This is a genomic window from Leifsonia sp. PARNA 1/14, from assembly GCF_055720965.1.
In genome coordinates this window covers 54,569-64,986 of sequence record NZ_JBVQSP010000001.1, presented here as the reverse complement: position 1 = coordinate 64,986, position 10,418 = coordinate 54,569, and the positions used below count along the sequence as shown (strand labels likewise).

General features: G+C 68.1%; 10 protein-coding genes. All 10 read right to left on the bottom strand.

The window, feature by feature from the left end; all coding sequences use genetic code 11:
* Nucleotides 1-93: 93 nt before the first annotated feature.
* The gene (locus AC0HS0_RS00300; protein WP_472960857.1) at nucleotides 94-1,236 is read right to left on the bottom strand and encodes a hypothetical protein; all 1,143 of its coding nucleotides are present in this window, start codon (nucleotides 1,234-1,236) and stop codon (nucleotides 94-96) included.
* Between the two features lie 67 nt (nucleotides 1,237-1,303).
* The gene (locus tag AC0HS0_RS00295; RefSeq protein ID WP_472960855.1) at nucleotides 1,304-1,795 is read right to left on the bottom strand and encodes a DUF6121 family protein; all 492 of its coding nucleotides are present in this window, start codon (nucleotides 1,793-1,795) and stop codon (nucleotides 1,304-1,306) included.
* A gap of 43 nt (nucleotides 1,796-1,838) precedes the next feature.
* The gene (locus AC0HS0_RS00290; protein WP_472960854.1) at nucleotides 1,839-3,020 is read right to left on the bottom strand and encodes a hypothetical protein; all 1,182 of its coding nucleotides are present in this window, start codon (nucleotides 3,018-3,020) and stop codon (nucleotides 1,839-1,841) included.
* Between the two features lie 103 nt (nucleotides 3,021-3,123).
* Nucleotides 3,124-3,891 carry a hypothetical protein gene (locus tag AC0HS0_RS00285; protein WP_472960852.1) on the bottom strand — a complete coding sequence of 256 codons (768 nt, stop codon included), beginning with the start codon at nucleotides 3,889-3,891 and terminating at the stop codon, nucleotides 3,124-3,126.
* A gap of 2 nt (nucleotides 3,892-3,893) precedes the next feature.
* The gene (locus tag AC0HS0_RS00280) at nucleotides 3,894-4,607 is read right to left on the bottom strand and encodes a hypothetical protein (RefSeq protein WP_472960850.1); all 714 of its coding nucleotides are present in this window, start codon (nucleotides 4,605-4,607) and stop codon (nucleotides 3,894-3,896) included.
* Nucleotides 4,604-5,653 carry a type IV pilus assembly protein PilM gene (gene pilM, locus AC0HS0_RS00275; protein WP_472960848.1) on the bottom strand — a complete coding sequence of 350 codons (1,050 nt, stop codon included), beginning with the start codon at nucleotides 5,651-5,653 and terminating at the stop codon, nucleotides 4,604-4,606. The genes AC0HS0_RS00280 and pilM overlap by 4 nt, the downstream gene beginning before the upstream one ends.
* Nucleotides 5,654-5,675: 22 nt before the next feature.
* Nucleotides 5,676-6,518, bottom strand: a complete 843-nt coding sequence (locus AC0HS0_RS00270; RefSeq protein ID WP_472960846.1) for a prepilin peptidase — start codon at nucleotides 6,516-6,518, stop codon at nucleotides 5,676-5,678.
* Nucleotides 6,515-8,290, bottom strand: coding sequence for a hypothetical protein (locus AC0HS0_RS00265; RefSeq protein ID WP_472960845.1), 1,776 nt, complete (start codon nucleotides 8,288-8,290; stop codon nucleotides 6,515-6,517). The genes AC0HS0_RS00270 and AC0HS0_RS00265 overlap by 4 nt, the downstream gene beginning before the upstream one ends.
* Entirely contained in the window at nucleotides 8,287-9,027 is a 741-nt protein-coding gene (locus tag AC0HS0_RS00260) for a PilW family protein (RefSeq protein ID WP_472960843.1), read from the bottom strand. The genes AC0HS0_RS00265 and AC0HS0_RS00260 overlap by 4 nt, the downstream gene beginning before the upstream one ends.
* Nucleotides 9,024-10,412: a carboxypeptidase regulatory-like domain-containing protein gene (locus tag AC0HS0_RS00255; protein WP_472960841.1), complete on the bottom strand. Its 1,389-nt coding sequence runs from the start codon at nucleotides 10,410-10,412 to the stop codon at nucleotides 9,024-9,026. The genes AC0HS0_RS00260 and AC0HS0_RS00255 overlap by 4 nt, the downstream gene beginning before the upstream one ends.
* Nucleotides 10,413-10,418: the final 6 nt, after the last annotated feature.

The window sequence follows — 10,418 nt, the reverse complement described above, 5'->3', positions numbered from 1 at the left end:
GATACCTTCTGCAGGACCTGCCGTGGCTGGTAGGGATGATCCCGATCGCGGTGAGGGAACGGGTGCGGCGCAGTTGACGCGCGCCTGACGGAGTCAGGCTCCTGCTTCGGAGGGTGAGTCGCTGAACAACGGCGTGAACACGGGGCCGGTGCCGTCGAAGGTCACCGTCCCCGCGAACGAGAACGAGAACGGGTCGGTGATGCCGATGCCGGACGCCCCGTCGGACCGCCGCGTCAGAACTGCGGCGGCGCCGACGCTGCCCGACGTGCTGTCCACATCCCAGCCTCCGGCCGACCAGACGGGCTGCACCGTGGCCGTCGGCCGTGTCAGGAGCTGCCACTGGACGTTGCTGATGTCGTCGCCGGAGTCTTCTGGTTCCGTCCAGAACGGGCAGTCGGCGGGCTTGGCGTCGTGGGACGCCACGCAGGTGTCGAGCCACGCGTCGATGGCCTTCTGCGCCGCGGCCTGTCCTGTCGAGGACAGCTGGGCGGTGAAGACCGTCGGCGACGACGCGAATCCCGGCGGGGTCGTCGTCACGCCGGAGACGGGGACATCGAAGTTCTTGCTCTTGGAGGTCACGGCGACCGGGTAGGTGCCCGGGAGGGCGCGCAGCTGCACGTCGGTGGCGACCGGTGCGCTCTTCGGCTTCAGGCCGGCGACGGTGTAGGTGAGCCCGTCCGGACCGTCGACCATGAGATCCAGCGTGTCGGGCTCGACGGTGCTGAGCCGCCAGAACGGCAGCCAGGGGACGCCGCCGTTCTTCTGCACCGCGAACGAGCGCTGGTAGGTCCTGTCGCCTTGCTTGATGGTCGCCTCTACGGTCGTCTTCGTGCCGTGGGTGACCGGCTCGGCGAGCGTGAACGACGTGATCTTGTCGGTGATCTTGCTGTAGGCGGCATCACTGAGGAGGATGTCGCCGCTATGGGCCTCGATACCGGCAAGCTTCATGGCCACCGCGGCATGGCCGTGCTCGAGTGCGCGGAGGTACTGGGCGACGACGGCGGTCGGCATGCTCTGCAGCGCGGAGATCGTGGCGACGGAGACCGTGACGCCGGCGGCTGTGGTGAGCAGGGCCGCGGCCGCGATGATCGCCAACACCCAGCGCGGGACCTTGTTCGCCCCGGTGCGCGGCGGGTCCTGATCGGCGACGGGCTTGTCGGCGACGATGGACTCGGCCGGGTCCGCCGCGGGGGCGTTCACCTCGTCGGTGGGCTCGGGGGCGGAGTCGTCGGCCATCGGATCCTCTCAGTAGGCCTCCGCAGTGTATCGGCACGGGGTGGACGAGCGCGTCCACCCGTTCGGGTCACTCCTCGTCGTCGTGCTCCCACGGCCAGCGCGGCCTCCCGCGCTGCCGGAAGCGGCCGACCAGCACCAGTTGGTAGAGCACGGTCACGAAGAAGGCGGCGACGCCGACGGTGATGGCGTACACACTGCCCAGCTGCCCGACCGCGAACAGCGCGAAGTGGAGGACGTCGCCGGCGACGAACGCGCCCGCCACACCGCCGGCCAGGCAGTACACGAGGTAGCAGGCGATCCCCGCGCCGATCGCGGCAAGGGGAGCGATGCGCTGCTGGTCGCCGGGCACCCGCGTGCCGGTGACGATCAGCAGCACCAGGAGCACGGCGACGGCCGCGCCGGCCATGATCGGCCCGACCAACGGGCCGGCGGCCGGGTCGGCGACCACCTCGGTGTTCGTGGCGAGCGAGATCAGCCCGAACGCGGCGACGAGGAGGGCCAGGTAGAGGCCCGCCGCGAAGCAGGCGACGACGATGGCGTACGCGCGCTCGTCACGCATGGACGCTCAGTGCTCCCCGACTCGTGCCCCGGCAGGGACCGGGTCAGTACCCCTGCTGTGCGTACGCGTTGGCGGCCTGGTTCTGCGCGTCGGCCACCTGCTGCTCGTAGTCGGCCTGCGCCTCCGCGTTGCGTGCCTTGAGCTTGCGGCCCCGGGCGGCGAGCCACGCGCCCGTCCAGATGGAGACCTCCCGGGCGATGACGCCGGCGAGCACGGCGAACGGCGCGACCCATGCCTGCCGGAGCAGGAGTTGCTGCTCGCCCGCGTTGCGCTGGAGGAACCCGTTGTCGATCAGCACGGCGCCGATGTACACGAGGTACACGAAGATGGCGACGAAGAGGCCGCCGAGGATGTACCCCCACCAGCGGGCGCGGTTGATGATCTGGATGAGCACCACCATGCCGACGAAGAAGGCGACGATCGGCGCCCACCCGGCCAGACGACTGGTGAAGAACTGGATGAGCGCAGGGACGAAGTCGCTGCTCGGCGTGAGCATCGCTCCCACCACGACGACGGCGAGCGCCCACAGCACGGCGAAGGCCACGGTGCCGACGAGCGCGATCAGGATGCCGACGCCGCGGTTGCTCTTGCGCTTGGGCGGCTCGGGCCGCTGCAGGAAGATCGGGGCGACGGGCTGCGGCGCCATGGGCGGTGCGGCGGCGGGCTCGGGAGACCAGGTCGCCTCGCCCTGCTGGGCGGCGTAGGCGGCCGTGGCGGCGGCGGGCGCTTCGGCGGTGGACGGCTGGGGGGCGGCCTGCTGCTGCGTCTGCTGCTGCGCGGCCTCCCCTGCGATGATGACCGGCGCGGCCGCCTGTGCGGGCGACGCGGTGTCGACCGTCGCGTCGCCGGCGGCGGTGGCTCCCGGCTCGGTGTGCGTGCGCGCGACCGCGGCCGCGATGTCGTCGTCGGAAGCGGTGACGGGTTCGGGCTCGATCGCGGGTGCCGGGGTGGCCGGGGTGGCGGGCACGGGTGCAGGGGTCGCCGGGGCGTCCTCATCGGCGGGACGGTTGATGTGGCCGCGGGCGGAGACGGGCTCCGAGGGCGGGGCGGTCATGTCGGGATCGGTGTCGTGCGGCTCGGCGGCGGAGCCGGCGGGGGCGGGCTCGGCGGCCGGTGTCGGCTCTGCGGCGGCCGAGGCGGCGGGCGCGGTCGCCGGCGCGACGTCGGGTGCGTCGGGCCCCGCGCCGTCCCGCTCGTCAGCGGGTCCCGGTGTCGTGTCGCTCATGCTGGCACTCCTCGCTCCGCCCACAGTGGGCACCTGTAAGTGGTGCCCACTGTAGCAACGGGGCGGCGCAAGTCGAGGGAGGGCGGGCCGGGGTGGGCTCAGCCTACTTCGAGGCTTCTGCCGTCGTCCCCGTCGTGCCCCCGGACTTGTTCTGCTCGGCGTTCAGGGCCGCGGCCGATGTCAACGAATAGATGTAGCCGGTCACCTTACCGTCGACGCTTCCCGGTGCTGCGTCCGCTCCGGTCGTCGGAGCCGTGCTCAAACCCGTGACGAGGAAGAGCCGGGCACCGGACTGCAATCCGTTCACGAACTGCAGAACGTTGGCGTACTGACCGCGCACCGTCACTGCGACGGGCTGCGCAGCGAAGTTGCTCGTCGTGATGAGCGAACTGACCACCGGCGGCGCCCCGGCGGTAGGTGCGGCCGACGGTGCTTGCGTCGGAGTCGCGGTCGGCGACGGGGTCGGGGTGGCGGTGCTCGAGGCCGATCCGGCGGCGGGGGCGCTCGCAGCCGGCGCCACGACGGGCACATAGGCCACCGCGTCCGAGAACGCCTGGTCCACGCAGACCACTCCCGAAGCCGCGTAGAGCGCGTTCAGCTGATCGACGAACGGAGGGATATCCGAGCCTTGCGGCACGGACGCCGTCAACTCCGCGAGCTTCGCCTTCAGCGCCGGAAGGTTCTCCGAGTCTTTCTTCAGCTGTGCGACGACCCTGGCATTCTGCTCGTTCGTCGCCTCGACATCGGCGGTCTGCGCTTCGGATTCCGCGATCCCCGTGAGTTGCGGCTGAACGCCGACGATCCAGCCTCCCGCGAGGACGAGGGCCATGACGAGCACGCTGGCGATCAGCCAGAGACGATTCTTGTCCACCGTCATTTCTCCTTCTGCTGGAATCGCTTGTCGAAGGCAGCGTCGTTGATATGCATCGTGATGGTCACGGTGTACTGATGGGTCGTGTCGTCGAGCGTCACCGAGTCGGGCGTAGCATCCGAGAATCCGGGCAGCGTCGCCAGGGACGAGAGCCACGTCGGGACCACCGGGAGCACCGGGCTGGTCGCCTGGAAGACGAGCGTCGCGACCCGGGAACCCTGCAACGGCGCGGTCGGCTGCTGGTAGGTCGCCAACGGCGTCGCGGAGTTCACAGCGACGGTCTTCAATGCCGCATCCGCGGGGAGCGTCGCCTGGACCTTGTCGAGATAGGCCTTCCAGTCGATCTCGGTCGACGCTCCGACCTGCTGCGCCGCTTGCGCTACGTCGACGTCGTTCTGGGTCTTCTTCACGTCGACGTACCGTCCCTGCTCTGCCAGGAGTTCCGCGGTCTGCGCCTGCGCGTCCGCGAGGCCGGCCTGCGCCTTCAGCCCGAGCAGCGCAGTGCCGGCGATCGCAGCGACGGTGACGAGCAGCACGCCGAAGACACCCCACAGCAGAGCGCGGCGGACTCCCTTCGCCCTGCGACCGTCGATGACCTCCTGCGGAATCAGGGAGACCCGCGGCTGACCGCCGAGCACGAGCGGGAGCGCAGGCACCGCCTGGGCGCGCGAACCGTGTTCGACGCGGGACTCTGCCGCGTCCTTCTTCTGCTTCATGCTGCACGTCCGATCGCAAGGCCGAGGGCAACGGTCAGGCTCGACCGTTTCGCACGCAGCTCATCCGCGTTAAGGGATCGCGAGAGTGCGACCGAGACGAAGGGATCCCCCGTGGCGACCGGCAACCGGGTCATCTCGCCGAGCGCTTCCGCCAGCCCCGGGAGCGCCGCCCCGCCGCCCGTCAGGATCACACTGTCGACCATCGCTCCCGGGCGGGTGTTCGCGAAGTAGTTGATCGTGTTCCGGAGGCTGCTCAGCAATTCGCTCGCACTCTGGTAGATGATCTCGACCGCTCGCTGCTCGTCTTCGGACGAGACCGTCGTCGCCAAGCCGAGTGAGCGCTTGATCGCCTCGGCCTCGTGCTGCTCGATCTCGAGACCGTCGCGGAGAGCGGCGGTGAGGTCGGCACCGCCGGTCGGGATGATGCGGACGAACTGCGGAACACCCGCCGCCACGACAACGACGGTGGTGGTGTGCGCGCCGATCTCGATGAGTGCCGTATTCCCGCCTTGCTTCGGCTGCGGCAGGAGCACCCTGCTCAGTGCGAACGGGATGAGGTCCACGTTGACCGGCGTCAGTCCCGCGAGCTCGACAGCCTTGACATTCGCCAGCACCGCTTCCTTGACTGCCGCGATGAGCAGGCCGTTGACGACCGGGCCGTTCTCGCTCTGGGCCGCGGCGACGGGGTAGAAGTCGAGCAGCGCATCCGCGACGGGCACGGGGAGCATGTCCTGCACGTGAAAGGGGAGCGACTCGCGGATGCGCTCGATCGACATCATCGGCATGCTCAGGTCGCGCGCGAGCACGCGCTGGTTGCCCATCCCGAGCACGACGTTCTTCGTCTTGAATCCGCCCTTGCTCCACAGCTGGCGCAGGGCCGCCGCAACGGTGTTCGGCTCAAGGATCTCGCCTCGGCTGGCCGAGCCGTCCGCCAACGGGAGCTCCGCATGCCGAATCAGCGTGGGCCGGGGCTTGAGCGGGTTGGCGACCTCGACCGCACGGATCATTCCGTTCCCGATGTCGACTCCGACGATGCTCGATGCCATTGTGTCCTCCTTCGTTCGGCCGTCAGCCAAGTCCGATCAGTGCCAGATACCACGCCCAGATCTGCGCCCCGGCGAAGATCCCGAGCCACGCGCCCGCGAGCATCCACGGCCCGAACGGGATGCCGCTGCGGCGCGTGACCCGGCCACCGAGCGCGAGGGCGATGGCGAAGAGGCCGCCCAGGACGAAAGCCGCGAACGCCCCGATCGCGAGCTGCGCCCACCCGAGCGATCCGAGGTACAGGCCGAGGACTCCAGCGAGCTTGACGTCGCCGAAGCCCATTCCCCCGGGGCGGACCAGCGCGAGCAGCAGATAGAACGCGAACAGTCCGGCGCAGCCGACCATGGCCGAGACGACCCGTCCCCAGTCGCCCGCGAGCATCAGCGAGACGATCACGGGGACGCCGCCGATCACGTAGGCGGGGAGGACGATACGGTTGGGCAGGGTTCGGGTGTCGATGTCGATGAGCGCCAGCGTGACGCTGATCGCTGCCAAGTAGAGGAACGCGATCAGGGTCAGCGCATCGGCCACGGGGTGCTCACCGGTGAGCAACGCGGGCAGGAAGCGTAAGGCGACCGCCAGGAACAGAAGCCCTGTGAGACCCTCCACGATGGGGTACCGCGCGCTGATCGGCTTGCGGCAGTCGCGGCAGCGCCCTCGCAGCAGAAGCCAGGACACGACAGGGATGTTGTCGAAGGGCCGGATCGCAGCGCCGCAACCGGGGCATGCGCTCGGCGGGGCGACCAACGACCCACCAGAAGGCAGCCGGTAGGCGACCACGTTCAGGAAGGAGCCGACCGCCAACCCGAGCACTCCGCCGACGATGACGAACGCCCACAGCAGCGGCGGGACTGCGACGATGCTCATCCGGCTGCGCTCCCGTCTGCGTTGAATGCCTTGGGCACCTCGACGAGCGTGCTCACGCCGTAGGTCGTCGAGACGGGCGAGAGGAATTTGGGGGGAGCCGTGTATTTGAAGCGAGGATCGTAGTTGTAGTCCTTGATGTAGCCCAGGCCGGCGGCCGTGCCGACGGTTCCGCGGAACTCCTGCGCGATCGCGCCGTAGACGTGCAGCGTCCCCCGCGATGTGGTGCCCTGGTCGTAGTTCATCACCATGAACGTGTGGCCGACCGACAGGATCGCGGCGTAGATCGTGCGGTCGGTGCCGAGGATGGGCTGGCCGCTGGTGTTGAACGGGTTCCACACCCAGATGGCGTTGTTGCCGACGAGACCGAGGATGTCCTGGGTGGAGTCCGTGTACTTGAGATCTCCCGTGATGTAAACGTAGTCCTGTGCCGCGACCGTGAGCTGGCCGTGCAGCGTTCCCTGCACGTAGACATCGCCCTTGCGGCAGCCATAGTGCGACGGGTTCGCGCTCGGAACCGACTCGTTGGTGGTCGGGAACTTCGATGTTCCGAATACCCATCCCGTGTTGGAGGTCGTGTTGTTGCACGTGAAGCCCGCCGGCCAGGTGCCCGGGGCCGTGTAGTTGAGATCTCCAGACGAGGGGATGTCCTGGACATAGATCAGGTTCTGCGGGATGACGTCGATCGTCGCGCCTGAGACGTTCCCGAGTCCGTTCGCACCCGCACCCGGCGTACCGCACATAGCCGGTTTCGTGGATCCTGTCGTCGCCGGGTCGCCGGTGATCTGCGTGTACTTGGTGAACGGCGACTTGACGTTCATCTTGCCGTCGCTGGTGAAGGTGATCACTGTCGGCCCGGTATAGAGGCAGCCGGGCCGCGGGACCGACGACGCCTGGTCGTTGCGGGTCTCCAGCTTCATCTGGGCGTTGGTCTGCGGCATGCCGATGGTGGAGTCGAGGGTCGGCGTGCCCTTGGCGAAGGTGGGGTCTGAGCAGCCCCCGGGCTTCTTGTAGTACGGGGTCTTCGTGTTCGACGTCGTCACGGGTCCGTTGAACGTCGAACCGCAGATGAGAAGAGTGTCGTTGGAGTGCAGGGGGCCGTTGATCACGTCGTTGGGCCCGAACTGGATCTCGGTGCAGTTGCTGTCGTGCGTGTTGTTCGTGTACGACCACGCGTAGTTCGGTTTGCCGGTCGCGGGGTTGTTGCAGTTGGTGTTGGACTGCACCGGATCCTTCACCTCGTAGTCGGTGAAGTAGAGGAAGTCGATGAAACCGGTCTGTCGTACGTTGACGAGGATCGTGCGCACCTCGGTTCCCACTTTGCCCGTCGCCCGCAGCCGGATCACGCCGGTCGTCGAGTACTGCGAGTTGTCGACTTCATAGCGGAAGTAGGCGCGCGACGGGTTCGTGGACGAGCCATTGGGGACATTGGCCCAGCTCCCCGTCGTCCCCAGCCCGAATGCCGGATTCGTCGTCGTCGGCAGGTGGCCGGTGCTCGTCGCGCTGAAGGTCGAGTCCGGGTTGCGGTATTGCACGTAGGTCGTGTCGTTGGCGAGGCGGGACTTGTAATCCTCCAGGCCCGCGTACGCGGCCGCCATCGCGCCGTTCCAGTCGTCGTCGGTCCGCGACTTCATGGCACCGGATCCCGCGAACGCCGCGGCGGTGGCGACGAGCATCACGAGCACGGTGCCGAAGATGACGACGGTGATCAGCGCCATGCCGTCGTCTCGGCCGTCGCGGATGCTCCGGAACCAGCGCGTTATCGGAAGCATCATGAGATCGTCCTGTTCAGTCCGAGATTCGGGAGACCGACGGTGTTCTGCAGCGATACGGAGTGCGTGGTCACACCGAGACTGGTGAGAACGGTCAGCGTGATCTGCACCGAGGCGATGGAGGCGAGCGCCGTCGCCGTGTTCGCCACTCCTCCGGCTGCGCCCGCACCGGTGGCGATCGGTGTGTTCGTCACGTCGAGATAGCGGAAGGTCCAGGGAGCGGTGCCGGTCTGGGGAGCGACGACGTCTGCGAGGACCCGCGTGCGCTGCGGGGTCGTCGTCTCGGCGGGGAACGACCAGTAGCCGTTGCCCAGGCTGATCGCCGGCCAGATGTCCTCGGTCAGCCGGCGCGTCGTGGCGTCGATGCGCAGCCGCACCTGGATGGGCTGCTGTGCTGTGCCGGTGAGATTGACGAACGCGTAGAACAGCACCGATTCGTTGCGGGCGTACACGAATGCGGGGTTGTTCGGCGGCGGCGTCCCGAAACCGGTCGCCGCGACGGGATTGTCGGTTCCCGCGCGGATCATGCGTGCCATCTCGTTCATCGCGTTCGACGCCGAGCGCGTGTTCTGATTCGTGTTCTGGGCGTTGTCCATCGCCTTTGTCGTGCTCACGTAGAGATTGGCGATGAGGGTGATCACGATGCCGAAGACGAACATCGCCACCAGCCATTCGACCAGGCTGATACCGGCCTCCTCCTCGCGAAGACGACGCATCGGCTCCCGGTACCGGCTGGTCACGGTAGCACCACCCTCGGATCGAAGGTGAAGGCGCCACTGCTGGCGATCGTGACGCCGTTCGAGCCGGAAGGGATGGAGAGCGAGGTCGACCCGACCGTCGTCGTCGGGGTGGCAGAGGTCCCGATCTTCAGGCTCCAGGCGCCGTACGGCAACGCGATCGTCACGGTGCTGCCCTTGGACTTGCCGAGGATCTGACCGAACGCGATCGTCTGCGGGGCGCCGGTGCACCCCGGGTCTCCGGAGACGAAGGAGGCGGCGCTCGTCGCGACGATATAGAGGTTCACGGTCTGGGCGGTGGGATTCGCGACCGTGATGGCCCGCATTCCGAGAGTGCCGACGGGCACCTGGCCGGATGGCGCCGGCGGGAACGAGATCGAGGGCGGCGCGGCGGCCGCCACGATCTTGCCCGCGGCGTTCGTGTACTGCGGCCACGCCGCGGGGTTCACCGACGGGCATCCCGTCGTGGTCTCTGTGGCCGGCACGTAGGCACCGGCCATCACGTCGTATTCGGTCGACGGATAGAGCTGGGCGGTCGTGGGGGTCGTGGCGGGCGTCTGGTAGACCCCGTAGGTGCTCGAGAAGCTCGTCTGGAGAGTGGTCGGGAGCTTGGCCCCGCTGATGCTCTGGTAGTTCCAGGCGACCGTGCCGTACTGGTCGAGCGTGAAGCCGGCGGAGGTGCTCTGGCCTGCGGTGACGGTGACCGTCTTCGAGGGAGTCTGACTCTGATAGGGATCGATGTAGCCCGTCTTCGAGACCTGCACCGTGTACGTACCCGGCGGGACCTTCAGCACGTAGCCGCAGCCGAGCGAGTCGGTCGGTGTCGGTGTGGAACCGGGGTTCGGCGAGACGGAGACGGTGACACCCGCCAGCGGCGCGCCTGCGGAGGTCCGCGTGGAGACGAGGATGGTGCCGAGGCTGTCGATGCTGATCTTGGTGGACGGAGCGAGCAAGGTGTCGGCGACGACGGCTGTGCCGACCATCTTCGGCCAGGTGACCTCGACGTGGATGCGCTTGTACAGCATCGAGCTGGCGGACGACGAATTGCAGTCGACATCGCTGCCCGAGCCGTAGACGAGGCTCACGGAGCGCGAGATCGAGTAGGCGACGCCGGTGCCGCTCGGCACCTGGACGACTTTGGGGATCGGGGTCGATACGAGTCCGAAGAAGTCGGCGGCGGACCGATCCAGGTCGATCTCCTGCGCTGCGAGGTTGGTTGCGACGGCGCGCGAGCGGGAGTCGTTGGTGATGGTGAAGGCGGAGAGCAGTGAATAGGAGACGCCGACCGAGATGATGGCGAAGATCATCATCGCGACGATCACTTCGATGAGGCTCACCCCGGACTCGCTCGTCCGAAGGCGGCGCAGGGTACTTTTCAGTGCGTTCATGATTCA

Bases quoted from the DNA above. Each gene is read 5' to 3' on its own strand.
- AC0HS0_RS00270 (WP_472960846.1), bottom strand. From the start codon at position 6,518: ATGAGCATCGTCGCAGTCCCGCCGCTGCTGTGGGCGTTCGTCATCGTC.
- AC0HS0_RS00255 (WP_472960841.1), bottom strand. From the start codon at position 10,412: ATGAACGCACTGAAAAGTACCCTGCGCCGCCTTCGGACGAGCGAGTCC.
- AC0HS0_RS00300 (WP_472960857.1), bottom strand. From the start codon at position 1,236: ATGGCCGACGACTCCGCCCCCGAGCCCACCGACGAGGTGAACGCCCCC.
- AC0HS0_RS00290 (WP_472960854.1), bottom strand. From the start codon at position 3,020: ATGAGCGACACGACACCGGGACCCGCTGACGAGCGGGACGGCGCGGGG.
- AC0HS0_RS00280 (WP_472960850.1), bottom strand. From the start codon at position 4,607: ATGAAGCAGAAGAAGGACGCGGCAGAGTCCCGCGTCGAACACGGTTCG.
- AC0HS0_RS00265 (WP_472960845.1), bottom strand. From the start codon at position 8,290: ATGATGCTTCCGATAACGCGCTGGTTCCGGAGCATCCGCGACGGCCGA.
- pilM (WP_472960848.1), bottom strand. From the start codon at position 5,653: ATGGCATCGAGCATCGTCGGAGTCGACATCGGGAACGGAATGATCCGT.
- AC0HS0_RS00295 (WP_472960855.1), bottom strand. From the start codon at position 1,795: ATGCGTGACGAGCGCGCGTACGCCATCGTCGTCGCCTGCTTCGCGGCG.